Source organism: Brevundimonas diminuta (genome assembly GCF_039673845.1).
In the GTDB taxonomy this organism is placed as follows: domain Bacteria; phylum Pseudomonadota; class Alphaproteobacteria; order Caulobacterales; family Caulobacteraceae; genus Brevundimonas; species Brevundimonas diminuta_E.
Genome location: NZ_JBDJMK010000006.1, coordinates 100791 through 123895 on the forward strand (window position 1 = coordinate 100791; position 23105 = coordinate 123895).

Here is a 23105-nt window from a genome sequence, read left to right on the forward strand (position 1 = left end):
GCCGCCGCAAAAACGGCTGACTTCGGAACCCTCACCCTTTGGCTGCTTCGCGCCGCCCTTCGGGTCGCCTTAGCGGATCGCTTCGCTCTCCGAGGCTCTAGCCCTCTCCCATCGGGAGAGGCTCAAGGTTAGCCCATCGTCGGGATGACGAAGCTCGAGTCCGCGTGCTCCAGATCGCTATCCGGCCAGCGGGCCGTCACGGTCTTGGTCTTGGTCCAGAAGCGGACGCCTTCCATGCCGTGCTGATTGATGTCGCCGAAGGCCGAGCGCTTCCAGCCGCCGAACGAGTGATAGGCCACCGGCACCGGGATCGGCACGTTGATGCCGACCATGCCGACGTTGACGCGGGCGGCGAAGTCGCGGGCCGCGCGGCCGTTCTGTGTGAAGATGGCGACGCCGTTGCCGTACTGGTGCTTGCTGGGCAGGCTCAGCGCCTCCTCGAAGCTGGCGGCGCGCATGATCTGCAGCACCGGGCCGAAGATCTCTTCCTTGTAGGATTCCATCTCGGGCTTGACGTGGTCGAACAGCGACGGGCCGATGAAGAAGCCCTTCTCGTGGCCCTGCAGGCTGAACTCGCGGCCGTCGACGACCAGTTCGGCGCCTTCTTCCACGCCCTTGTTGATCCAGCCCAGAACCTTGTCCTTGTGGGTCTGGGTGACGACGGGGCCGTAGTGGGCCTCGGCGTCGGTCGAGACGCCGACGCGCAGGTTCGGGATTTCCGAGACCAGTCGCTCGCGCAGTTCGTCGGCGGTGCGCTGACCGACCGGCACCACGACCGGCAGGGCCATGCAGCGCTCGCCGGCCGAGCCGTAGGCCGCGCCGGTCAGATCCTTGATGACCTGATCCATGTCGGCGTCGGGCAGGACGATGCCGTGGTTCTTGGCCCCGCCCATGGCCTGAACGCGCTTGCCGTGGGCCGCGCCCTTCTGGAACACATAGTGGGCGATGTCCGACGAGCCGACGAAGCTGACGGCATGGATCAGCGGGTGTTCGAGGATGGAGTCGACCGCCACCTTGTCGCCGTGGACGACGTTCAGCACGCCCTTGGGCGCGCCCGCCTCCATCATCAGTTCGCCCAGACGCACCGGCAGGGACGGATCACGCTCGGACGGCTTCAGGATGAAGGTGTTGCCCGCAGCGATGGCCACGCCGAACATCCACATCGGGATCATGCCGGGGAAGTTGAACGGAGTGATGCCCGCCACCACGCCCAGCGGCTGGCGCATGGAATAGACGTCGATGCCCGGGCCGGCGCCATAGGTGTATTCGCCCTTCGAGGCGTGCGGGATGCCGCAGGCGAACTCGATCACTTCCAGACCGCGCTGGATGTCGCCCTTGGAGTCGGCGATGACCTTGCCGTGCTCGCTGGACAGCAGTTCGGCCAGTTCGTTCATGTTCGCCTCGACCAGGCGCTTGAACTCGAACATGACCCGGGCGCGGCGCTGCGGGTTGGTCGAGGACCAGCCTTCGAAGGCGGCCTGCGCCGACTGGACCGCGCGGTCCAGTTCCGACGGCGTCGCCAGTTGAACGCGGGCCTGAACCTCGCCGGTGTTGGGGTTGAAAACGTCGCCGAAGCGGCCCGACGCCCCATCAAAAGCCGCACCGTCGATGAAGTGGCGAATATCGCGCATTGAACGTCTCTCCCGATGATTATGGTTCTTCGTGAGCCTGCCCTAGCAGAGCGGGCCGGTCAGGCCCATTGCAATCTTGCAGGTGATGATGTGCATATCTGCATATGTTCGATTGGGATGATCTGAGGGTGTTTCTGGCCGCCGCGCGCGCCGGGTCTTTGGCCACGGCGGCGCAGCGGCTGGGCGTCGATGCGGCCACCGTCGGGCGGCGCGTGGCGCGGCTGGAGACGGCGCTGAAGTCGACCCTGCTGGTGCGTTCGGCCGCCGGGCTGCACCTGACGGCCACCGGCGCCCAACTGCTGGAGCGGGCGCTGGACGCCGAAAGCGCGATGGAGGCCGCCGAACGCGTCACCCAACCCGACCTGATCGCGGGCGCCGTGCGGATCAGCGCATCCGAAGGCTTCGGCGGGGCGGTGCTGGCCCCCGCCCTGCCCGGCCTGCTGGCCGCGCATCCGGGGCTGAACGTCGAACTGGCGGCCAGTTCCGGCTTTCTGTCGCCCAGCCGCCGCGAGGTGGACATGGCCATCACCCTCAGCCCCGCCGACAGCCCACGCCTGATCGTCGAGCCGCTGACCACCTATCAACTGGCGCTCTACGCCGCGCCCGACCATCTGGAACGCCACGGCGCGCCGGACAGCATCGACGACCTGAACCGCTTCGACATCGTCGGCTATGTCGACGACCTGATCTATGCGCCCGAGCTGCGCTATCTGGAGGAGATCCGACCCAATCTGCGGCCGCGTCTGGCGTCCTCGTCCATCCGCGCCCAGCGGGACATGGTGGCGGCGGGCGGCGGCATCGGCGTCCTGCCCTGTTTTCTGGCAGAAGGGCTGACGCGCGTTCTGGCCGATCAGGTGCTGATCGAGCGCCGCTTCTGGCTCAGCACCCACCGCGAGGTTCACGGGTCCGCCCGGTTGAAGACCGTGCGCCGCTGGATCAAGTCGTTATGCCGGGATCAAGCTGATAAACTTGCACCCAATTCGAAAAACACCGATTGGTGACTATATTTTACATTTTACAATGGCCTAAAATCAGCCTTCCAACGCTATGGGTTCCCGCGTTCTCGTCGGAGTTCCAGTACAGCCATGAAGATAGCGATATTAGACGACGATCCCGTCCAGCTGGAGTTCGTCTCTGAAGTCATCCAGGACGCCGGATATCGCGCCACCCTGTTCTCGCGGGGGCAGGCGCTGATCTCAGCCCTGCGCAAGGACACCTTCGACATGCTGATCGTCGACTGGAACCTGCCCGACCGTTCTGGGCTGGAGGTTCTGGCCTGGGCGCGCACCAACCTGAAGCCCGCCCCGCCCATGCTGCTGGTCACCAGCCGCGCCGAGGATGAAGACGTCGTCGCCGGTCTGGACGCCGGGGCCGACGACTACCTGCCCAAGCCCCTGTCCAAGCCGGTGCTGGCGGCGCGCATCAACGCCCTGATCCGCCGCGCCTACGCCCAGCCGACCACGCCGGGCGTGGAAGTCTATGACGGCGTCTCCTTCCACGAGGCGGCCGGTTCTGTGACCCGCGACGGCAAGGCTATCGCCCTGACGGCCAAGGAATACGCCCTGGCCCTGCTGCTGTTCCGCAACCTGCACCGGGCGCTGTCGCGTACCTATATTCTGGAGACGGTGTGGGGCAATGAGCCGGATCTGAACAGCCGTTCGCTGGACATGCACATCTCGCGCATCCGTAACAAGCTGGAGCTGCGGCCTGAGCGAGGCTTCCGCCTGACCCCCATTTACAGCTACGGATACCGCCTCGAACGCGTCGCAGGGGTCGAACCCGCACAGGACGCCTGAATAAGGGTGCAGTGAGCGCAATGAAGACGGATTGGTCAGCGGCCCTTGCGGTTGCGGCGATGCTGGCGGCGGGAAGCGTCTCGGCGCAGACTTCGGCCGCCCCGACGGCGCCGCGCCCCGCTGCGTCCGCCGCCGCCGTCGAGACGCTCGACTATGTGGTGCGCCCCGGCGACACCCTGATCGATCTGGCCGCCGCCTATATGAACCGGCCGCTCGATTACCGCCGGGTCCAGCGCGAGAACCGCGTGGCCGATCCGCGCCGCCTGTCCATCGGCCGCACCCTGATCTTCCCGGTCGAACTGTTGCGCGCCGACCCTGACGAGGCCCGCATCGCCGGTTTCCGGGGCGCCGCGACGCTGAATCAGGACGGCCGCGCCGCCGCCCCCGCCGCCGGTCAGGCCGTGCGTGAAGGCGCCGTCCTCAGCACCGGCGCCAACGCCTTCGTCCGCCTCGCCCTGTCGGACGGCAGCCATGTAGTCGTGCCATCCAACAGCCGCGTGCGCGTCAGCCGCCTGCGCCGCTACGCCATCAACGGCGCCGTCGACCACGCCCTGACGGTCGAGGCGGGCCGCGCCGAATCCCGCGTGACGCCGCGCAGCCGCCCCGGCGGCTTCGCCATCCGCACGCCCGTCTCCGTCTCGGCCGTGCGCGGCACCGACTTCCGAGTCTCCTTCGATGACGCCGCCGCCCGTTCGACGACCGAGGTGCTGGAAGGCGTCGTCGCCATCGCCGCCGGCGACGCCGAGGCCGTGGCTCAGGTTGATCAGGGCGTCAGCGCCGCTGCGGGCGCCGTGCGCCTTCTGCCCCTGCTGCCCGCCCCCGCCCTGACGCATCCGGATGCGCCGCAGACGAAGGCTCAGGTCTCCTTCGACATCCAGCCCCTGCCCGGCGCCGAACGCTATCGCGGTCGCGTCGCCCGCGACGCCGGAATGATCGAAGCCTTCGCCGAGGCCGACAGCCCGCCCGGCGGCCCGCTGGTCTTCGGCGAGATGGAAGAAGGCGCCTGGTTCCTGCGCCTGACCGCCCTGTCGCCCGAGGGGCTGGAGGGGAAGGCCACCACCTACAGCTTCATCCGCGCCCGCAACGGCGTCGGCGGTCTGGCCTCGACGCTGGATCAGCGCGACCACCGCCGCTTCTATCGTTTCCGCTGGGAATCCGAAGGCGTCGGCGACGCCGCCTTCCGCTTCCAGCTGTGGCGCGAGGCCGAAGACGGAACCGCTGACGGTCCCATGGTCGTCGATCAGCCCGGCCTGACCGAAGAAGCCTTCACCCTCAGCGACCTGCCGCCCGGCGTCTACAGCTGGCGGGTGCAGGCCGCGCGCCACCGCTTCGGCCGCCTGCTGGAAGCCTGGTCCGAGCCGCAGCAGCTGCGCATCGGACGATAGGCCGTGTTGGGGCCCGGCGGGCGGAAACAGCGCTGGACAGCCGGGCTCGGCGCCCGCCTGACCGGCCGTCGCGTCCTGCTCGAATGGGGGCTGGTGGCTCTGCTGTCGGGACTGCTGGTCGGCTGGATGACGCTGACGCCGGTGGCGAACCGCGCCGATCACCTGATCTATGACGTGCTGATGCGCGCCAAGGCAGGCCCCGCCGACGACGGCGTCGTCATCATCGCCATCGACGACCGCAGTCTTGAAACCCTCGGACAATGGCCGTGGCCGCGCGACCTGCACGCCCGCCTGATCGACCGGCTGACGCAGGCCAGCGCGGGCGCAGTCGCCTATGACGTCCTGTTCACCGAACCCTCGCCTCAGGACGACGCCCTGGCCGCCGCCCTGTCGCGCAACGGTCAGGTGCGCCTGCCCGTCGTGCTGGACGCTCCCGGCCTGAACGGCGCCGCCTATCGTGAGGACGCTCCCGCCCCTGCGCTGGCGCACGCCGCAGCGGGACTGGGCCACGTCAACCTGACCATCGACGACGACGGCGCCGTGCGTCGCCTGCCGCTCTATCTTCAGGCCGGACCGCGCACATGGCCGCACCTGATCCTGCAGCTGGCGGCGACGCGGGGGCCGATCCCGGCCGCGCCCGCGCCTCATGACGACAACGAACTGATCGCCGCCGCGCCCGAGGCCCTGATCTATCGCGGCCCGCCCGGCGCCTTCCGCACCCTCTCCTTCGTCGATGTATTGAGCGGCGAAACGCCCGCCGCCTTCCTGAAAGACAGGCTGGTGCTGGTCGGCGCCACCGCGCCCGGCCTCGGCGACCGCTACGCCACCCCGGCCACGGCGAACGGCGACCTGCGCCCCGGAGTCGAGGTGCAGGCCGCCCTGCTCCAGACCCTGATCGAGGGCGGCGGCCCGCGCAGCCTGTCGACAGGCTTGATTCTCGTCCTGTCGCTGACGCCGCTGGCGCTGCTGATCGCGGGCTTTCTGGCCCTGCGCCCGACGGTCAACATGGCGCTGGGCGGCGTGCTGATCGCCGTGACCCTGATCGCGACCGCCATCGCCTTTCTGGCGTTCGGCCTGTGGTTTCCGCCGTCCGCCGCCGTCGCCGGTCTGGCCCTGGCCTATCCATTATGGAGCTGGCGCCGGCTGGCCGCCGCCTCGGCCTATATGCAGAGCGAGGTCGACGCATTCGAGCGCGACGGCGTGCGCCTGACCGGCCGCGCCCGGGGCGGCGATGTCGTAGCCCGTCAGGTCGACGCCCTGCGCGCCGCCGTGCGTCAGGTGCGCGACCTTGAACGCTTCATCTCGGACGCCCTGCGCAGCCTGCCCGACGCCACAGTGGTCGCCAATCCCAACGCCCGCATCATCCTATCCAACGACCGGGCCGAGGCCCTGTTCGGCGCCCGGCTGAAGGACGACGCCGACCTGCCGCTGCTGTTTCAGTCGCTGGGCGAGCCCGCCTGGCGCCGCTTCCTCGACCCGGAAGGCGATCCCGGCGACATCACCACGCCCGACGGCCGCATCCTGAAGGCCGCCGCCTCCGTCCTGACCGACTCCGACGGCCAGCCCGCCGGCCACATCGTCCGCTTCGCCGACATGACCCGCTTCCGCGCCGCCGAGCGCCAGCGCGCCGAGGCCCTGCAACTGCTCAGCCACGACATGCGCGCGCCGCAGGTGTCGATCCTGACCCTGCTGGACGGCCCCTCCCCGCGACTGGACCCGAACGTCGAGCACCGCATCGCCAACTACGCCCGCCAGACCCTCGATCTGGCCGAGGGCTACGTCCAGCTGGCCCGCGCCGAGAGCCAGCCCTATCGCTCAGAACTGCTCGACCTGGGCCAGGTCGCCATGGACGCCGCCGACATCCTGTGGCCCCAGGCATCGAAGAAGGGCGTCCGCATCCTGACCCCCGACGGCGAGGAGGAATTCCTGGTCCAGGGCGATCCCGCCCTGCTGCGTCGCCTGACCACCAACCTGCTGGACAACGCCCTCAAATACGGCCCGGCGGGCGGCGCCATCCAGGTCGAGCTGACCGACGGCGAGGAAGACGGCCGCCCCGTCTGCATCCTGCGTGTCAGCGATCAGGGCCCCGGCCTGTCCGAAGAAGCGGCCCGCCGCCTGTTCCAGCCCTTCGGCCACGGCGGCGCAGATCACCGCGGCGCAGGCCTCGGCCTCGCTTTCGTCCGCACCGTCGCCGAACGCCACGGCGGAACCATCCGCCACCAGCCCGGCTCCCCCGGCGCAACCTTCATCCTCACCTTGCCGCGCATCAGGGATGAAGGAAGCGACGCCTCAACATAAACGCGCGCTGGAGCGCGGCTTAATCGCCCAGTTGCAGGCTGCCTGTCGCCGCCTCAGCTAACAGACTCGGCCCGCTGCCAGCCTGTCGACGCGTCAGCACGGCGCTCGCCGAAGCGCGATAGACGTTCGTCTGATCTCCTGGTCCGGTCAGGATCACAGTCAAACGGTGCAGGTCGCGACCACGGCTCCACCATTGCGGCAGACGCGGCGCCTCGGTCCATTCGCCCTGACGGGCGTCCGCGTCGGTGAAAGCGCCGGTTTTTTGAGGCCGCACAGCATAGGCCGTTTCCACCCGCCACGCCGCCTTGCTGTCCGTTTCAATCCAGCCGCGCGCGGTCAGCGCCTGGCGCACCGCCTCGACCGTTGCGAGATCAGGCGCTGTCGGCGTCTCAACCTGCACCAGATGATAGGTGGTCACGCCGTCAGGCACGGCTGACGACAAGTGCGTCTCAACGACGGGCGTAGTCGCGCAACCTGCCAGAACGGCCGCGCCGATCAAAGGAAGGGGCCAACGCAAACTCATGGCTGCGATACCTGCCCCGACGCGGACCATATGTCCACAACGGACGATATTGAGACGCAGGGAAAAGCGTGCGCGCCTTATCCGCGAGACCTGATCGCCGTGTCTAGCCTCCTGACGTCACAGCCCCGGTGACGCCCAGCATCCCGTCGGTGTTCTTGACCACGCCCAGTTCCTCGATACGCGCCCCGCCCTGCTCCAGCGCGGCCAGCCATCCAAAAGCCTGCGCCGTCGTCACGCGATCCAGCCGAAAGCCCAGCCGCCCGCTCTCGGACATGCCCAGAACCGGCTGCACCCCCGCCCCTGCGGCGGTCGAAGCAACGAGAGTCTGAAGGTCGACCGCCTCCGCAGGCGCCGCGCCGCGCTGGACCACGGCTGTCTCGATCTGCGTCAGCTGGCGCTCGGCCGCGAGACGGGCGCGCGCCTGATCGGCCTGCCACCCGTCCAGCGGCCGCGCCACGCCCAGCCACCCGACAAGGCCCAGCACCAGCACGCCCATGACCGCCAGCATCCGCCGTTCACGCAGCGACCGGCCGTCCCACCATGCGGCGGCCGGGGAAAACGGAGCCTTCATCGGGCGCCTCCGATCGTAAGGGTGCTGGTCATGCGTCCGCCTTCCTCGGATGAGGTTTCATCGGCCACCGCCAGTCCGGCCTCGGCCAGACCGGCGCGCACGGCGTCCAGATCATTGAAGTTCGGATGCGCCAGACCGACGCGCAGCCCCTCGCCCCCCAGCGCGACATCGTCCAGTTCCGCGCCCGGCACGCCCTCGACCGCGGCGAAGACGGCGGCCATCGCGCGCGCGATTCCGCCCGGCGGCGGTCCGGCATCCAGTCGGCGCATGGCTTCGGCCGCCGCCTCCTTCATCGTCGCCAGTTCAGGATAGAGTTTCGTCGCCCCGGCTCTCGCAGACGCCGCAGCGCGCTCGGCCGCCGCCCGATCACGCACACCTTCGGCCGCCATCAGGATCAGGGGCGAGATCAACAGCGCCGCCGCCAGCCCCGCCGCCAGCCGCCAGCCTCTCGCCGCCTGTCCCCTTTCACGACGGTCATGGGCCTGCAACAAGTCGACCGGCGCCGCCATCGCGCCAGCCGCCAGCGCTGCGTCCAGCGCCTCGCCTTCCAGCCAGTCGAGCGCACGCCCCGCCGCGATCGCCTCCGCCAGATCAGGCTGGACCGTCACCGCGAAGGCCGGACCGCGCAGTGCCACATCAGCGCCGACCTGCGCAGCGGTCAGCGTCTGCGCATCCAACGGCCCGGGCAGACACAGATTATCCGGAACGACAACGTCCGGCCGGATGTCGAACGTCTCCATCCAGCGCAACCACGCCTGTAGCAGCTTGGCCGACACCGCCGCGATCAGGCGCGGGCCGCCGTCGACCGGCGCCGCGCCCAGCGCAACGTCCAGCCCCTCCACCTCGCCCGCCGCCTGATCGCGCAAGGCCCAGCGCGCGGCGGCGCGGGCCTGCGCCATATTGCCCGGCGGCAGGTCCAGCCAGCGCGTCATGACGTCCGCGCCGGGGGCCACGGCGATGGTGCGCATCGGCGGCGGAGCGTCGGCCTGATGGGGGTCCAGCTCGCCGCGCCCGACCACGCGGCCCTCGCGGTCGACCATCAGGAAACGCGCGGGCAAGGTCGCGTTGGTCGGGATGAACAGGATGCGGGCGTGGCTCATTCTTCCATGCTCATTCTTCAGGCGTCCAGCGACGGATGACGGTACGCGCCACGCCATCAGGCGCGACGTGGATCAGGGCGGTGCGGACGGCGCGGGCGTCGCCGTGTTCGATCTCAACCCTCAGATCGAAATAGCGGGTGGCCAGCGTCACCTGCCCCTTGGTCTCTTCATCAACGACCACGCCAGACAGGGCGGGTTGAGCCCAGAAGGCGTCCGGGCTGCTCCAGCCCGCCGCCGGACGCGCGGCGATGGCCGCCTTGGCCGCGTTCAGCCCGACCACGCCCCGGCTGATCGCGACCAGTAGCACGGCGTCCTGCGGCTCCAGCGTATTCACATTCAGGGGCGACAGCCGCGCTTCCGGCAGGGCGCACAGATACGGTCTCAGACGGCGATAGAGGGCGTCGTCCACCCCCGCCACGGCGCGCAGTTCGCTGACCTCGGCCACCATAACGCCACCGGTGCGATAGGGCGTCGGGCGGCTGGCGTAGGCGGCGTCCTCCGCCCCCTGCGCCGAAACCTCGTCGTCGCCGTCCATCCAGTCGGTCAGGGCCGCCGCGACCGCCGCCATCTGCCCACGCGGCAGGCCCAATGCTTCGCCCAAGGCGATGAACTGCGCCGCTCCTTCAGGCCGCGCGATCAGATCCTCGCCCTGCCCCAGCACCAGACTGTTCAGGTTGAAACAGGACTGGCCGTCGCGGATCACCGCCCGCCCCTCGCCTTCTTCCAGCGGCAGTGCGAAGACGCGGCCGTTCCACTGCGGCTGAAGCGGCGTGCGCGCGGGATCTGCGCGGACCAGATCGGACAGCCGCCGCCGCGCCAGGGCCTCCGCCCCCGCCGCATAGGCTTGCGCCTGCGCCTGGCTCTCGGCGTTGGTCGTACGGCGCACCGAAAAGCGCACATCGTCCAGCAACACCACGCACAGCGCCGCCATCACCGCCACCAGCAGCAGGACAGTCAGCAGGGCCATGCCCCGACGATCGCGCGCCTCTTCCTTCATGCGGCGGCGACCAGAAACAGCTGTTCGACCGGGCCGAAGCCGTCGAGCGTCAGCGTCACCCGCACGGCGTCCGGCAAGGGGCGGTCGCTGCTGGCGGAAAAGGCGGGCGCTTCAGACCCGTTCTGGATGAAGGCGACGCGGGCGTCCTTCACCCCACGATACAGCACCTGCGGCGGCCCGGCCCGCGCGCCGTCCAGATAAGGCGCCACACGGCGCTCCAGCCGATCCTCGACCTGCCGGTATTCGACCCGCTGCAACGAAGCGCGCGGCGCGCCGTCCGGATTGCTCCAGCCGCTGCGGGCCAGCACCAGCAGCGGATCGCCCGGCCGTTGCGGCCCCATGATCGCCTGAGGCGCCGGACGCCCCGTCGGCCCGCGCACCCGCCGCGCCGTCGCCTGCGCCAGATCGGCGCGCAGCAGGGCTCGGGTCCGTTGCAGCGCCGCCACACGGTCTGCGTTGGCCTTGACTGCGAACCGATTGTCGATGGACTGCCCCAGCACCAGCGCACCCGCCCCCGCCAGCAGAGCGAAGATCAGCAAGGCGATCATCACTTCGACAAGGGTGAACCCTTGTCGATTTGTTGCGCTATCGCTCACGGCACGGGCGCTCGCTGCTTGAGCGCATTTTAGGACGCTATCGCTCGCCGCGCGGCGGCTCGCGGCTTGAGCGGGTTGTCGCCACCTCTTCATGCGCCCGCCGCCCGGAACAGCACGCGCTCGGCGGCCTGTTCCTCATCGGCGAAGACGCGCACGTCGATACGGCCGACGCCCGGCATGTCGGTCGCGCTGACCAGCCGAACCCAGCGCCATTCGCGCCCGCCCAGCGACGCCTGCCCCGAGGTGCTGCCGCTGAGCAGGTCGCGCGCGATCATCGCCTCCGCGGCGACATTGTCCGCGACGATGCCGCCCAGCGTCCGCGTCTCGACCCGCGCCGCCGAGCGCGTGCTCTCGCCCGACAGGTTCAGCAGCGCCATCGCCGCCAGCCCGAACACGGCCAACGCCACCAGACACTCGATCAGGGTGAAGCCCTCCCTTAAAGCCCTTCCCCTCGATGGGGGAGGGTTGGGTGGGGGTGACGACAGGGCGTTGGCGGTGAGGGCGCGGAGACGCACCGCCTCCCGCGCCCTCTCTCGCAAGGTCGCGCCCACACCCCCATCCCCGGCCCTTCCCCCCTCGAGGAGGAAGGAAGCAGACGCCCTATTCATGGATCGTCACCTCGCCCGCCCCGTCGATGGCGACGGTGACGGCTTGGTCCTCTCGCTCCAGCCGCACGCTGAACGCATCCGCACCGCCGGTCGGGTCGAACACGGCGCGGGCAGCTCCAGCGACAGCAGCGCCTTCGCCCCATACCTTCGGCGCCAGAACGCCGGTCAAAGGCGTCCAGACGGCGCCGTCAAAGCTCTCGAAACCATAGCCCGTCGCATCGGCGCGCAGGGCCACCGAGCGGTTGGTCATCACGGCCTCCTCGCGCGCCAGCGTCAGACGCGCGGCGAACCGCTCGGCCTCGACCGCCAGCGTCGGTCGCGGGTCCGGCATGGACAGCACCACCGCCCCCGCCGCCACGCCGATGATGGCCATGACCACCATCAGTTCGACGAGAGTGAAACCCGTTCTTTGCTCGCTAGCGAGCCGCCCTCCCCTCCTGCCGTTATTCTCGGGCTTGACCCGAGACCCCAGAGACGCTGATCGGCGCCGTTGAAGCGTTTCGTCCCAGCGATCCAGCCGCGAGTCTATGGATCCCCGGGACAAGCCCGGGGATGACGTGAATGGGGTGGAAGGAAGGGCCTCAGCCCTGCCAGTTGCCGATGTCAGCGTCATTCCCCTCGCCCCCTTCCTGGCCGTCGGCGCCGAAGGACCAGATGTCGAACTGGCCGCCGTGGGCGCTGCGGCGGCGGTACTGATAGGGATTGCCCCACGGGTCTTCCGGCAGGCGGCGGACATAGCCGCCCTGTCGATAGCGTTCCGGCCGCGTCAGATCGGCGGGCGGCGCGGTCAGGGCCTTCAGCCCCTGCTGGTCCGTCGGGAAGGTCAGATTGTCGAGGCGATAGGTCTCCACCGCCTGCTCCAGCACCGAGATGTCGGCCCGCGCCTTGCCGACCATGGCCTTGTCCTGACTGGGCAGGACATTGATGGCCACCACCGTCGCCAACAGTCCGATGATGACGATGACGACCATTAACTCGACAAGGGTAAAGCCAGCGCGACGCCCCCTCCAGCCGTCATCCTCGGCCTTGAGCCGAGGATCCAGAGACGCCGCGCCTTCCTTCCGAAGCGCCACAGCCTGACTGGCGACTGTCGAGCGTCTGGATCCTCGGCTCAAGGCCGAGGATGACGGCGAAGAAGGGTGAACGAGGGAACGGAACATCAAGACCTCTCTCACCCCAGAGCCAGGGTGTTGATCTGAAGGATTGGCAGCAGGATCGACAGCACGATCACGGCGACGATCCCGCCCATGACCACGATGATCGCCGGCTCCAGCAGGCTGAGCATCACGGCGGTGAAGTTGGAGAATTCGCGCTCCAGATAGTCGGCCGCGCGCTCCAGCATGGGCTCCAGCCGACCGCTGCTTTCGCCGGAAGCGGTCATGTAGACGAGGATGGGCGGGAAGACCTCGGCGCGGCGCATGGCGGCTGACAGGCCGCCGCCCTCGCGCACGGCCTCGGCCATCTGTTCGGTGGCGCAGCGCAGGGCGCGGTTGGAGACGGTGCGGGCGGTGATGGTCAGCCCCTCCAGCACAGGCAGGCCCGCCGCGATCATGGTCGACAGAGTGCGTGCCATGCGCGCCCCGTGCAGGTCGCGCGTCAACCGCCCGACCAGCGGCAGCCTCAACACCCAGGCGTCCAGCCTCAGCCGCACCGCCTCGCGCCGCCGCGCGATCAGCCCCGCGGCGACCACGGCGGCGAGGATCAACGCCATCAGCCAGCCCCAGTCGCGCATCAGGTCCGACAGGCCGATGACCAGCCGCGTCAGCAACGGCAGGGTCTGGCCCATGCTGTCGAACTGATCGACCACCTTGGGCACGATGTAGGTCATCATGGCGACGATGACGCCCAGCGCCACCACCGCCAGCACGCACGGATAGACCAGCGCCGTCAGCACCTTGCCGCGCACGACCTCGTCCCGCTCCAGTCCGTCGGCGAGACGCTCAAGGATGGGCTGGAGCGCGCCCGACTGCTCGCCCGCCGCCGTCATGGCGCGATATAGCGGCGGAAAGGCCGCGCCCTGCTGGCCCATGGCGTCGGACAGGCGCCGCCCCTCGATCACCCCGGCGTGGACGCCCTCCAGCACACGGCGCACGTTGGGCCGGTCCGCTTGAAGCATCAGGTTGCGCAGCGCCTCCTCCAGCGGAGAGACGGAGATCAGTGTCGCCAGTTGCCGCGTCATCAGCGCCAGCGCCTTGGGCGACAGCCGCCCAGCCCTGCCCGTCTTCGATGAGGCGACGACCGCGCCCGAACGACCGGGCGAAAGCTGCAACGGCGCCAGTTGGCGTTTCGCCAGCGCCTTGCGCGCGGCGGCCTCGTCGGCGGCGGTCACGGAACCGCTGACCGTCCGCCCAGCCGCATCGGCGGCTACATAGTCGAAGGCCGCCATCAGGCCGCGACCTCTTCGGCGGCGGTTTCCTGACGCGCGACGCGCAGGGCCTCCTCGACCGAGGTGACGCCTTCCAGCACCAGCGCCCGCGCCCGGTCGGCCAGCGTCCCGCCGCGCGCGAAGGCCGCGTCGAACACCGCGTCCTCATCAGCGCCCGAGGCGATCAGGCGGCGCACCTTCTCGTCCACCGCCAGCGTCTCATAAAGGCCGATGCGCCCGACATAGCCGGTCGAGCCGCAGTCGGCGCAGCCGTGCGGCCGCCAGACGCGCACGCCTTCCTCGGCGCCGATCAGCCGCGCCGTCGCCCTGTCCGCCGTCTCCTCGATCCGGCAGTGCGGGCACAGGCGCCGCACCAGCCGCTGCGCCACCACCAGCCGCAGGGTCGAGGCCAGCAGGAAGGGCTCGACTCCCATGTCGCGCAGGCGCGTCACGGCTCCGGCCGCGTCATTGGTGTGGACCGTCGACAGCACCAGGTGGCCTGTCAGCGACGCCTGCACGGCGATGGCCGCCGTCTCCGTGTCGCGGATCTCGCCGACCATCACCACATCCGGGTCCTGACGCAGGATGGCGCGCAGGCCGGCGGCGAAGGTCATGCCGACCTTGGGGTTCACCTGGGTCTGGCCGACGCCCTCCATAGCGTATTCGACCGGGTCCTCGACCGTCAGGATGTTGCGCGAGCCGTCGTTCAGCAGCGACAGCCCGGCATAGAGGCTGGTCGTCTTGCCCGAGCCGGTCGGCCCGGTGACGAGGATGATGCCGTTCGGCTCGGCCAGCGCATGGCGGAAGGCCTCGAGCGCCGCCGGGTCCATGCCCAGCCGGTCCAGCGTCAGCCCGGCCTGATCCTTGTCGAGAATCCGCAGCACCACCCGCTCGCCCGCCCGCGACGGCAGGGTCGAGACGCGCACGTCCAGCGACTTGCCGCCCAGCGTCAGGGGGATGCGCCCGTCCTGGGGTTTACGCTTCTCGGCGATGTCCAGCCGCGCCATGACCTTGATGCGCGACACCAACAGGGGCGCCACGCGCGGGTTCAGGCTCAGCGCCTCGCGCAGCACCCCGTCCACCCGCATCCGCACCAGCAGGCGCGTCTCATAGCTTTCCAGGTGCACGTCCGAGGCGCCGATGCGGGCGGCCTCGGCGATGACGCCGTTGATCAGGCGGATGACCGGCGCGTCGTCCGTCGCGTCCAGCAGGTCCGCCGCCGCCGGGATGTCGTCCACCAGACTGTCCAGCCCCACCGGCAGGGACAGGTCGTCGCCGTCGGCCGCCGTCAGTTGCTCGCCCGCATAGACTTCCGACAGCTTGCGGTCGAAGGCGGCGGCGCTCAGCGGCGTCGCCTCCAGCGGACGGCCCAGCGCGCGGCGCGCCTCGACCAGGGCCAGAGGGTCGGCGCCCTCGCGCACCCCGACCGCCATCACCTCGCCCGCCGCCAGCAGCAGGACGCCGTGGGTCTTGGCGAAGCCATAGGGCAGGCGCGGATCGACGACGGTGATCACCGGGCGGCTCCCGATACCGGCGGCAGAGGTTGCGCCACGACCGGCGCCACGGGGGCGATGACCAGCGGCTCGCCTGCTGCCGGAGCCGCGGGCGGCTGGGCCTGCATATAGTCGCGCAGCAGGGCGTCCAGGCTGGGCTCGCGGTCGGGGTGAACCCGCTGCTGTTCGCCGCGCATATAGCCCCAGCGATCCGCCGCCAGCCCCTGCGCGTCCGCCGTGGTGCGCAATATGGTCGGGCGCAGGAAGACCATCAGATTGGTTCGCCCCCGCTCGCGGCTGGTCGAGCGGAACAGGACGCCGACGCCCGGAATATCGCCCAGGCCGGGAACCTTGCTGGTCTCCAGCCGGTCGTTCTGATCCAGCAGGCCGCCCGCCACGGCGATGTCGCCGTCATCGACGACCAGCGTCGTCTCCAGCTCGCGCTTGTCCAGGATCAGGTCGTTGGCGCCGCTGGTCAGCAGGCCGTTGATGCTCGACACCTCCTGCCGCAGCGTCAGGGTGATGGAGCCGCCCGCATTGATCTGGGGCCGCACCGTCAGGCGCACGCCGATGTCCTTGCGCTCGGTCGTGGTGAAGGGATTGGAGTTGCCGTCCAGAATGGTCTGGCCGGTGGTGATCGGCACCTCCTGCCCGACCAGAAAGGTGGCCTCTTCATTGTCCAGCGTCATGATCGACGGGGTCTGCAGCAGGTTGGAGCCCGCGTCCGTCTTGGCCGCATTGATGATAAAGCCGAACAGGCCGTCGCCCCACTTGCCGCCCGCGCCGCCGACGAAGCCGTTGGCGCCCAGCAGGCTGTTCAGGGCCAGGTTCTGCAGCCGCTCGCGCAAGGGGTCGTCCTTGTCGAGCTGACCCGCCCCCGCCCCGCCCGCGATGGGAACCAGCGGCGCCGCGCGGTCGGAATAGTTGGTCAGGCCGACGCCCTGCTCGCCCGCCATCAGCCACTGGACGCCCAGGTCGCGTACGGCCTTGTCGCTCAGCTCGACGACGATGGCCTCGATCAGCACCTGCTGACGGCGCACGTCCAGCTGGCGGATCACCTCAGTCAGGGTGCGTTGCAGGTCCGCCGGACCGGAGATGACCAGAGCATTGGCGCCGGGGAAGCGGGCGATGGTGGCGCGCTGGCCGGTGGCGGTGACGGTGGTCGAGCCGATCGAGCCGCTGTCGGCCTCGCCCGTCGTGGTCAGGCCGCCCTGCCCCATGCCGCTGGTCGTATTGTTCGCACCGGCGCGCGCGGTGCGCAGGCGCGGTGGCGACGCCGCCGCAGCATCCGCAGGCTGGCCCACGATCTGTTGCAGGACCGGCAGCAACTGCTCGGCGTCGGCATGTTCAAGGAAGACGACGTTGACGTCCTGACTGGCCCGCGCCCGACCGTCCAGATCGGCGATCAGGCCGCGCACCCGCGCCAGCGCCTGCCCGTCCCCGCGCAACACCAGGGCGTTGGAGCTTTCAACCGGGGTGATCGTCACCAGGCCGGGACCGCCGGGGCCGCCCGTCACCTGTTGCAGCACGCCCGCGATCTCGCGCGCCGAGGCGTTCTCCAGCGCCACCACCTCATAGGCCGAACGGTCCACGTCGATGCGGCCGACCAGCGCCCGGATACGCGCCAGATTGTCGGCGAAGTCGGCCACGACCACGCTATTGGCCCCGGGGTTGGCCAGCACCTGCCCCTGCGCCCCGACCAAGGGCCGGATCGTCTCGGCGGCCGAGGCGGCGTCGATATGACGAAGACTGAAGACCTCGGTCGAGAAGCGCTCGGCGCCGACGGTGGCCGGACCCTGCGCCGCCCCCTGCGCCGGGCTGATGCGATAGGCGCCCGACGATGTCGGCGTCACGACCAAACCATTGGCCCGCAGCGTCGACAGGAAGACCTCGAACAGCTGGGCGCGGGTCAGGGGGCGCGGGCTGGACACCGTCACCGTGCCCGTCACCGCCGGATCGACGATGAAGGTGCGCCCTGTCGTGCGCGCCACATCCTGCACGAAGGCGCGGATGTCGGCGTTCTGAACATTCAGCGTCTGACGCGCCTCCTGCGCGATCACCGGCGCAGAGGCCAGCGGCTGAACCGCCAGAACAGCGGCCAGAACGCCGGTAAGAATACTGCGGCTGCGGGCCTTCATGGGCGCGTCCTTACGGTGGTGGAGCGGACCTGACCGTCGCGCTCGAACTGGATCTGGGCCGAAGGGGCGTCGGCCAGTTGACCGCGCAGGGCGGCGACCGCCTGCGGGCTGTTCAGCGCCGTGCCGTTGACCGACACGATGACGTCGCCCGAGCGCAAGCCTGCGTTGCGCAGCTCACCCCCGTCGCCCGAGGCCGAAACGGTCAGGCCGTTGACGCCCAGCCCCTGAATGCGCGGCTTCAATCCAGCCTGTGCGATCAGGCGCTGCGGATCGACCACCGCGCCCTCGGTGGAGGCCGCTTCAGGCGCAGCATCCGCCGGTTGCGCCGTCGTCGCGGGCGCAGCAGAGGCGGCGCCGGTCGCCATATCGGGAAAATCGAGGCGGAACGGCGCGCCGCCACGCGACAGCATGACGTGATCGGGCGCGACGGCGGTCAGGGTCAGGCCCGGCTCAACCTCCTCGCCCGCCGCGACCGAAACCTGCCGTCCGTCCGGCAGGCCGATGATGGCCGAACCGCCGCCCGACCCGTCCGCACGCACGCCGAACAGGCTCAAACCGCCGCCGTCCGACGCGCCCGCCGCCTCGCCTCCGCCGCCGTTGCGAAAGAAGGCGTCAAAGCGCGACAGCACGCCCATGTCGACCGGCGGCAAGGGCTGCGCCTTGACTGTCGGCGGGGTCGGCGCGGCGAACAGCCAGACAAGCCTTATGACTTGAATTATCAGAAGAACCGCCAGCCCCGCCTCGACCAGACGCCGCAGCGGAGGGCGACGAAATCCGCGCAGGAACAGGACTTTCCCGCCCGGCGAAACGGCGCTCGATTTGCGAAGGCCAGCGAACAAGGAAGACATCCCCCACGGCCTTTCGCGGCCGCAAAACCTCCCTAGTCGGATGCTCCGTACCCGGCTCGCTCCGAACCATGACAGGGCCGAGAAGTTGTCGCGACAACTGTGGCGGGTTCGGAATGAATGACGCGCAAACGTCACCCTCTCCCGGCGGGAGAGGGAAGAAAAAAGCCGGGAGGCCGCGTGACCTCCCGGCTCCAATGTCCGACCCGCCTGCGCCTAGAAACGGGCGGTCAGGCTGACCGAGGCGCTCTGGCCCAGATCGTATTTGTTGATGCGGATCTTGTTGCCCAGCTCCTGGTATTCCTCGAACCCCGTGCCCAGCAGATTGCGCAGTTCGAAGGCGAAGCCCAGATCGCGCCCCTTCACGGTGAAGTCCTTACGATAGACGAAGTCGAGGAAGGCGCCCGGCTCCTGCACATAATCAGGTTCGCGCGCGTCATACAGGCCCGCGCCGCGCGCCGTGATCCGCTCCGACACATAGTTCAGGATCAGCGTCGCCTGCGACCGCGCCGTGTCGTCTTCCCAACCCAGTTGCAGGTTGGCGACGTGTTCGGACTGGCCCTGCAGACGGCTGCCGTCCTGCAGGAAGGCGCGGGCCGGTTGCGGGGCGCCGGCGCCGCTCAGGGTGATGACGGTGTCGTTCTCACCCACCGAAATCTCGGAGTCCGACCAGGTGTAGTTGGCCTGCACCAGCCAGCGCTTGTTGGAGATGAAGGCCGCCTGATCGGCGAACTCGAAATACTTCTTCACCTCGGCCTCGACGCCCATGACGGTCGCTTCGGGCGCGTTGAGGAAGGACTGCTGGCGCTGGTTGCCGACATCGACGATCATCGCCTCGACCGGCTTGTCCAGCTTCTTGTAGAAGACGCCCGCCGTGACGAACTGCTGGCGGCCGAAATACCATTCCCAGCGCGCGTCCAGATTCAGGATTTCGGTGTCCGTCAGATAGGGGTTGCCGATGAAGACGCGGTCGCTTTCCGGGTCGGTATAGGCCTGCGGCGCCAGTTCGCGGAACTGCGGGCGGCCGATCGTCTTGGAGGCGCTGAAGCGCAGCTGCTGATCTTCAGCGAAGTTCCACGTCGCCGTGAACGACGGCAGCCAGTACTGCTCCTTGATCTCCGTCTCGTCATAGGACGAGGTCCCGCCGAACAGGTCGCGCGGCGTCACGCTCTGCTGGCCGTCCTCGAAACGGACGCCGAAGGTGGTGCGTACGGTCGGCACGAACTCGGCGTCGACCATGGCGTAGACGGCGTTGACCTTCATCTGCGCGTCATAGGCGTTGGCGCCGTTGGACCCGGCGATCTCACGCAGCTGCAGCGTCCACGGATTGATGTTGTAGTCCGAGAACAGATAGTCGATCCGCGCCCGGCGCTGGCTGTCGGTCAGGCCGTTGACGGCCTCGAACTGCAGGTCGTGACGCTCGGCCGAACGGGTGTTGTCCAGCGTCGAGGCGCCGACGCTGATGGTCGCCTCGCGGCCCGCCGACATCGGCAGTTTATAGGCCAGGTCCGCGCCGCCGGACCACACCTTGTCGTCCAGATCGCTGAACGAGATCTGGTTGCCCTGGACGTTGTGGATCAACTGCCCCTGCGCATCGACGCCGTACTGGAAGCGCGATTCATAGGGGGCGTCGCGCGAGGTCTTGGCGTAGGCCGCGCGCCAGTCCAGCTTCCACGCGCCATCGGCGCCGAAGTAGTGCTCGCCCGACAGCTGGCTGCTGAACAGCTGGCGCACGAACCATTCCGTGTAGTCGTTGCGGATGATGCTGTCGCCCGCGTCGAAGTCCGGGCCGCTGGAGATGCGGGCGCGCTTGGTCGTGGTGCGGACATAGAGGTTCGTCCACTTCACTTCATGATCGCCGTGGGTCAGCGACAGCCCGCCCAGAAAGTTCAGGCGCACGTCGTTCTGGTTGGACTCCACATCCTTGGGCGAGATGGGCTTCAGGATGTCGCCCTCGAACTGGGCCTTTTCCTGAATGGCCTGACGCGAACGCCACGCGTTGTCGTAACCGGCCACGGCGATGACGCCCAGATCGCCGATCTCGGTCGGCGTGCGGAAGCCGCCCGCCAGTTCAAGGCTGCCGTCCACCGGCGTCTGCTGACGCTGCATCAGGCGCAGCGGCGCATTGACCAGCGACCGGCCCATGGCTTGAAGCGCATCGGCCGAGAAGTTGGCGCTGTTGATCTGCTGGCCCATGCGGAAGGCCTGGGCGATGCCGCCAGGAACCTTGCGCGTCTCGTCGTCGAAACCGGTCCAGTCGGTGTCCGAGCCGTAATAGACCAGATTGTCGCGGGCGGTGGTTTCGGTATTGCCGCCGACGCCCGCCTTGAAGGTCAGGAAGGGCTCGGCCGGAGCGTCCACGGTGCGCAGGTCGATGACCCCGCCGCCGAACTCGCCCGGAAAGTTGGGGGAATAGGACTTCTGAACCGTCACCCCCGCCAGAATGCTGGAGGGGAACAGGTCCAGCGGCACCACGCGCTGCAGCGGCTCGGGGCTGGGCAGCGGCGAACCGTTCAGCAGGGCCGAGGAATAGCGCTCGCCCAGGCCGCGCACATAGACGAAGCGACCGTCGACGATCGACAGGCCGGTCACGCGGGTCAGGGCGGCGGCGGCGGTGGAATCGCCGGTGCGTTGCAGGTCTTCCGTCGTCAGGAAAGCAGCCACCTCGGCGCTCTGACGGTTCGGCTCAGGGATGTTGCGGCCCAGCACGACGATGTCGCCCAGTTGTGTGGCCGGGGTCTGCGACACCTGATCCGGGTTGGTTGGATCGGCAGGCAGTTCGTTGCTCAGGGTCACGGCGGCGACAGGAGTGGCGACGGGGGCGACGACGGGGGCGGACGCCTGGGCGAGCGCGAAGCTGGGCGCGCCGAAAGCGGCGACGAGTGCGCTGCTGGCCAGCAGCGCCCCGTTACGGGTCAGGGTCTTGGTCTTCATATTCGGCTGCCTTGCGAAGGTCGTGAGGGGCTGGACGCTCAAAGGGTCGGCGGCGGCCCTTTCGGACCGCCGCCTCGCCACAGGGTTCATCAGCACTTCAGGTTGGCCGTCAGGCCGCAGGTCCAGCCCTGCCACCAGGTGTCCGAGGCGTTCTTCACGGCGCCGATGTAGTCGGTGTCGGCAAAGAAGGGATGGACACTGGAGGCCTTCACCGGCGTCACGGCGGTTTCATTGGCGCCGTTGATGAAGGTCAGCGTCTGGTTCGTAATGGTGATCCCGGCCGTGGGCGCGGTCAGGGTCGAGGTCCCCTTGGCCGTGTTGTTCGAACCCGCCGTGAAGATCGGCTCCGAGCGGGCGGCGCCACTGGCGCGGTAGGAGATGCCGCAGGACATGAAGACCGAGTTGAACACCGGGTTCACGCTGGCCGTATCGGCGTCGGCGATATCCAGGCAGCCGGCGCTGGAGCCGGAGACGCTGGTGAAGACCGAGTTGACCACGGTCGCCTTGGTGCCGGTGTCGAAGTGGGCGACGGTGTGGGCGTCGGTCGGCGAGTTGCGGCCCACCAGCGTCCAGTTGGCGATCTTGGGCTGGGAGTTGTAGCGCTGGGCCAGCGGCGTGGCGGCCGGGGCGGCTGAGAACTCGAACCCGGCCGAGCGGCTGGTCGCGTTCGGGGCGCGCTGGGTCACGATGCCGAACTGGGCGCCGCCGCGCCAGCCGGTGTCGGTGTCGAAGCCGTCGTCGTCGGCGCCGTTGATGACGATGTGCTTCAGATTGACGTTGCCGCCGAAGATCTCGATGCCGTCATCCGACGAGTTGTAGGACTGAACGTATTCGATCAGTGTGCCTGCGCCGACGCCCGCCAGGGTCAGGGCCTGCAGCTCGTTGCCGGTCGAGATTTCAAAGCCCGAATAGCGGATCTGCACATAGCGCAGACGACCCGAGTTATCGTTGGCGTCGCCGCCGCCGTAGAAGGCGTTGGTGCCCTCGACCTGGCCGGTGCAGGTGACCGGGGCGGTCAGCTGGCAGTTGGCCTGCGGGGCGCGGCCGGCGATGACCACGCCGCCCCACTGGCCGTGCGAGTTCTCATTGGTCGAACCTTCGACGTTCTGACGGCTGGTGAAGATGATCGGCTTGGCCGCCGTGCCTTCGGCATAGATCTGCGAGCCGCGGTTGATCAGCAGATAGTCGCCGCCGCCCGAGGCGAAAATGGTCACGCCCGGCTCGATCGTCAGCACGCCCTGCGTCCCGGTCGTCGACGCCGCGTCCACGCCGCGGTCCACGCCCACCGCCGTGCGGCCCGAGATCGAATAGATGGTGCCCGCGCGCAGCGGCACGGTCAGCGAGCCGTTGATCTGTTGCGGCAGCTGGCAGTTGCGCAGCGTTTCATTGGCCATGGTGCCGACGTTGGCGAAACCGGCGGGGCAGTCAGCGGCCGCCTGACCGGTTCCGCCATTGCCGTTGCCATTGCCGTTACCGTTGCCATTACCCTCGCCGAAGTTGCCTTCGCCCGGCGAGGCCACCTCGGCCGAACCGCCGCAGGCCGCCAGGGCCAGCGCGCTGGCCGCCACCGCGAGCAGGGTCTTGAAGCTGCTGTTCATCGTCATTCCACCGGTCTGGTCAAAGGATGCGACAGCGGGCGGCCGCTCCTGTCCCGGACGGCTTCTGCTCCCCCTGCCTCGGCGGAATGGATAGCGACTGCGGTTATCGAAGCTTGCGCGCTTCAGTGAAGGATCAACGTAGGTTCCTTGCAGATTCATCGCTGTTTCGATGACGAACCTTCCGAAACCGGAAGGATTGCGGACCGCGTTCGACGAAGGAGGCGCTT

The 23105-nt window shown here is 69.0% G+C and carries 19 protein-coding genes; 4 read left to right on the forward strand and 15 right to left on the reverse strand.

The features are described from left to right. Positions 1-128: 128 nt before the first annotated feature. A complete protein-coding gene (locus ABE454_RS08070; protein ID WP_003165585.1) occupies positions 129-1631 on the reverse strand; it encodes a CoA-acylating methylmalonate-semialdehyde dehydrogenase in 1503 nt (500 codons plus the stop codon). 104 nt (positions 1632-1735) lie between these two features. Between ABE454_RS08070 and ABE454_RS08075 the strand changes: the two genes are divergently transcribed. From ABE454_RS08075 to ABE454_RS08090, 4 genes are all read left to right on the forward strand, one after another. Next, complete coding sequence (locus ABE454_RS08075) at positions 1736-2632, forward strand: LysR family transcriptional regulator (RefSeq protein WP_346530755.1); 897 nt, start codon at positions 1736-1738, stop codon at positions 2630-2632. A gap of 84 nt (positions 2633-2716) precedes the next feature. Beyond that, a complete protein-coding gene (locus ABE454_RS08080; RefSeq protein ID WP_346530756.1) occupies positions 2717-3427 on the forward strand; it encodes a response regulator transcription factor in 711 nt (236 codons plus the stop codon). A 20-nt stretch (positions 3428-3447) separates the two neighbouring features. Then, on the forward strand, positions 3448-4812 hold the full coding sequence (locus ABE454_RS08085) for a FecR domain-containing protein (RefSeq protein WP_346530757.1): 1365 nt from the start codon (positions 3448-3450) through the stop codon (positions 4810-4812). 3 nt (positions 4813-4815) lie between these two features. Further along, positions 4816-7110 (forward strand): CHASE2 domain-containing protein, encoded by a 2295-nt coding sequence (locus tag ABE454_RS08090; protein ID WP_346530759.1) that lies wholly within the window; start codon positions 4816-4818, stop codon positions 7108-7110. A 19-nt stretch (positions 7111-7129) separates the two neighbouring features. Here ABE454_RS08090 and ABE454_RS08095 read toward each other — a convergent pair whose 3' ends face one another. The 14 genes from ABE454_RS08095 to ABE454_RS08160 form a co-directional block, all read right to left on the reverse strand. Then, positions 7130-7552 carry a hypothetical protein gene (locus tag ABE454_RS08095; protein ID WP_346530761.1) on the reverse strand — a complete coding sequence of 141 codons (423 nt, stop codon included), beginning with the start codon at positions 7550-7552 and terminating at the stop codon, positions 7130-7132. 184 nt (positions 7553-7736) lie between these two features. Then, positions 7737-8204, reverse strand: coding sequence for a type II secretion system protein GspM (gene gspM / locus ABE454_RS08100; protein WP_346530763.1), 468 nt, complete (start codon positions 8202-8204; stop codon positions 7737-7739). After that, positions 8201-9304: a type II secretion system protein GspL gene (gene gspL / locus ABE454_RS08105; RefSeq protein WP_346530765.1), complete on the reverse strand. Its 1104-nt coding sequence runs from the start codon at positions 9302-9304 to the stop codon at positions 8201-8203. The genes gspM and gspL overlap by 4 nt, the downstream gene beginning before the upstream one ends. 10 nt (positions 9305-9314) lie before the next feature. Then, positions 9315-10271 carry a type II secretion system minor pseudopilin GspK gene (gspK, locus tag ABE454_RS08110; protein WP_346530766.1) on the reverse strand — a complete coding sequence of 319 codons (957 nt, stop codon included), beginning with the start codon at positions 10269-10271 and terminating at the stop codon, positions 9315-9317. Between the two features lie 26 nt (positions 10272-10297). Further along, positions 10298-10897, reverse strand: a complete 600-nt coding sequence (gene gspJ, locus ABE454_RS08115; protein WP_346530768.1) for a type II secretion system minor pseudopilin GspJ — start codon at positions 10895-10897, stop codon at positions 10298-10300. A gap of 89 nt (positions 10898-10986) precedes the next feature. After that, entirely contained in the window at positions 10987-11382 is a 396-nt protein-coding gene (gene gspI / locus ABE454_RS08120) for a type II secretion system minor pseudopilin GspI (RefSeq protein WP_346530907.1), read from the reverse strand. A 115-nt stretch (positions 11383-11497) separates the two neighbouring features. Beyond that, positions 11498-12118, reverse strand: a complete 621-nt coding sequence (locus tag ABE454_RS08125) for a GspH/FimT family pseudopilin (RefSeq protein WP_346530770.1) — start codon at positions 12116-12118, stop codon at positions 11498-11500. Further along, positions 12087-12548: a type II secretion system major pseudopilin GspG gene (gene gspG / locus ABE454_RS08130; RefSeq protein WP_346530908.1), complete on the reverse strand. Its 462-nt coding sequence runs from the start codon at positions 12546-12548 to the stop codon at positions 12087-12089. The genes ABE454_RS08125 and gspG overlap by 32 nt, the downstream gene beginning before the upstream one ends. 128 nt (positions 12549-12676) lie before the next feature. Continuing rightward, positions 12677-13891, reverse strand: coding sequence for a type II secretion system inner membrane protein GspF (gene gspF, locus ABE454_RS08135; RefSeq protein ID WP_346530772.1), 1215 nt, complete (start codon positions 13889-13891; stop codon positions 12677-12679). Next, complete coding sequence (gene gspE, locus ABE454_RS08140) at positions 13891-15384, reverse strand: type II secretion system ATPase GspE (RefSeq protein ID WP_346530773.1); 1494 nt, start codon at positions 15382-15384, stop codon at positions 13891-13893. Before gspE ends, gspF begins: the two co-directional genes overlap by 1 nt. Further along, on the reverse strand, positions 15381-17501 hold the full coding sequence (gspD, locus tag ABE454_RS08145) for a type II secretion system secretin GspD (protein ID WP_346530775.1): 2121 nt from the start codon (positions 17499-17501) through the stop codon (positions 15381-15383). Before gspD ends, gspE begins: the two co-directional genes overlap by 4 nt. Beyond that, complete coding sequence (locus ABE454_RS08150) at positions 17498-18349, reverse strand: type II secretion system protein N (RefSeq protein WP_346530776.1); 852 nt, start codon at positions 18347-18349, stop codon at positions 17498-17500. Before ABE454_RS08150 ends, gspD begins: the two co-directional genes overlap by 4 nt. A gap of 213 nt (positions 18350-18562) precedes the next feature. Continuing rightward, complete coding sequence (locus tag ABE454_RS08155; protein ID WP_346530777.1) at positions 18563-21280, reverse strand: TonB-dependent receptor domain-containing protein; 2718 nt, start codon at positions 21278-21280, stop codon at positions 18563-18565. An 89-nt stretch (positions 21281-21369) separates the two neighbouring features. Continuing rightward, entirely contained in the window at positions 21370-22878 is a 1509-nt protein-coding gene (locus ABE454_RS08160; protein ID WP_346530778.1) for a hypothetical protein, read from the reverse strand. Positions 22879-23105 lie beyond the last annotated feature (227 nt).

Excerpts from the sequence above, each read along its gene's own strand:
- ABE454_RS08070 (WP_003165585.1), bottom strand. The coding sequence starts at position 1,631 with ATGCGCGATATTCGCCACTTCATCGACGGTGCGGCTTTTGATGGGGCG.
- ABE454_RS08075 (WP_346530755.1), top strand. The coding sequence starts at position 1,736 with ATGTTCGATTGGGATGATCTGAGGGTGTTTCTGGCCGCCGCGCGCGCC.
- ABE454_RS08080 (WP_346530756.1), top strand. The coding sequence starts at position 2,717 with ATGAAGATAGCGATATTAGACGACGATCCCGTCCAGCTGGAGTTCGTC.
- ABE454_RS08085 (WP_346530757.1), top strand. The coding sequence starts at position 3,448 with ATGAAGACGGATTGGTCAGCGGCCCTTGCGGTTGCGGCGATGCTGGCG.
- gspM (WP_346530763.1), bottom strand. The coding sequence starts at position 8,204 with ATGAAGGCTCCGTTTTCCCCGGCCGCCGCATGGTGGGACGGCCGGTCG.
- gspL (WP_346530765.1), bottom strand. The coding sequence starts at position 9,304 with ATGAGCCACGCCCGCATCCTGTTCATCCCGACCAACGCGACCTTGCCC.
- gspK (WP_346530766.1), bottom strand. The coding sequence starts at position 10,271 with ATGGCCCTGCTGACTGTCCTGCTGCTGGTGGCGGTGATGGCGGCGCTG.
- ABE454_RS08125 (WP_346530770.1), bottom strand. The coding sequence starts at position 12,118 with ATGACGCTGACATCGGCAACTGGCAGGGCTGAGGCCCTTCCTTCCACC.
- gspF (WP_346530772.1), bottom strand. The coding sequence starts at position 13,891 with ATGGCGGCCTTCGACTATGTAGCCGCCGATGCGGCTGGGCGGACGGTC.
- gspD (WP_346530775.1), bottom strand. The coding sequence starts at position 17,501 with ATGAAGGCCCGCAGCCGCAGTATTCTTACCGGCGTTCTGGCCGCTGTT.
- ABE454_RS08150 (WP_346530776.1), bottom strand. The coding sequence starts at position 18,349 with ATGTCTTCCTTGTTCGCTGGCCTTCGCAAATCGAGCGCCGTTTCGCCG.
- ABE454_RS08155 (WP_346530777.1), bottom strand. The coding sequence starts at position 21,280 with ATGAAGACCAAGACCCTGACCCGTAACGGGGCGCTGCTGGCCAGCAGC.
- ABE454_RS08160 (WP_346530778.1), bottom strand. The coding sequence starts at position 22,878 with ATGAACAGCAGCTTCAAGACCCTGCTCGCGGTGGCGGCCAGCGCGCTG.